Source organism: Parasphingomonas frigoris (assembly GCF_036663815.1).
Lineage (GTDB): Bacteria > Pseudomonadota > Alphaproteobacteria > Sphingomonadales > Sphingomonadaceae > Sphingomonas.
This window is the reverse complement of sequence record NZ_JAXOJQ010000093.1, coordinates 1-1,060: the sequence shown is the minus strand read 5'-3', so window position 1 is coordinate 1,060 and position 1,060 is coordinate 1. Positions and strand designations below refer to the sequence as shown.

Here is a 1,060-nt window from a genome sequence, read left to right as displayed (position 1 = left end):
CTGACGCTGGTCGGCGGCGGCCGCGTGACGTGGTGGGATACCACGACGAGCACACTCCTGACGCCGAGCGGTGTCCTGCCGCCGTCGACGCGCTACGGGGTCGACAACCGCTTCACGCCCTATGCCGGGATCGTCTGGGACGTGACGCCGCAACTCAACCTCTATGCGAGCTATGCCGACAGCTTCACGCCGCAGGCAGCACCGGTCGGGCGGGCACGTCCTGACGGGCAGCAGATCGAGCCCCTGATCGGTGCACAATATGAGGCGGGAACCAAGCTCTCCTTGATGAACGATCGCCTGCTCCTGTCGGCGGCGGCGTACCAGATCACGCAGACCAACCGGCTGTTCAACGATCCCGACATCGCGACCGTCGTGCTGCAGACCGGCAAGGTCCGCTCGCGCGGTATCGAGGCCGAGGCGACCGGCGAGATCCTGCCGGGCTGGCGGATCAACGGCGGTTACACTTACACGAAGACCAAATATCTGGAGGACCAGAACGTCGCGTTCGAAGGATTGTCGCTGGTGCCGATCGTGCCGAAGCACATGATCAAGGCGTTCACCAACTATGCGCCGGTCGACGGGCCGCTAGCGGGCGCAAGCCTCGGTGGCAGCGTGACATGGTTCAGTTCGACCTTCGGCGGCAATGCAGCGGTGTTCAACACCGACGGCACGTTGCGTACGCGCTCCACGATCGTGCGCCAGCCGAGCTATGCGGTGCTCGATCTGCGCGCGGGCTACAAGTTCAGCGAGCGGCTGGGTGTCTCGGTCAACGTGGCCAACGTGCTCGACAAGAGCTATTATGCCCGCATCGCCGCCACCGGTCGCGGCAATTATTATGGCAGCCCGCGCACCGCGTTCGCGACGCTTCGGTACAGCTTCGAATGACGGCTGGCGACGCGCATGCCCGCGCGCGCTGGGCGCGTCGTGGCGACATCGCGCTACGCGTCGTCGCGGCGGTGCCGCTCGGCTATGCGACGGCGAGCCTGTGGGCGATGGCGATCGCGCGGCTGCTGCCCGGCGGTCGGATCGCCCTGGTCGGCGCGACCGTCGACGACGTGCG

The 1,060-nt window shown here is 66.7% G+C and carries 1 protein-coding gene; it reads left to right on the top strand.

Going from position 1 to position 1,060, the window contains the following annotated elements; translation table 11 throughout:
* A partial coding sequence (locus tag U1872_RS22710) for a TonB-dependent siderophore receptor (RefSeq protein WP_332795107.1) occupies positions 1–885 on the top strand: 885 nt, incomplete at its 5' end.
* Between the last annotated feature and the right edge of the window lie 175 nt (positions 886–1,060).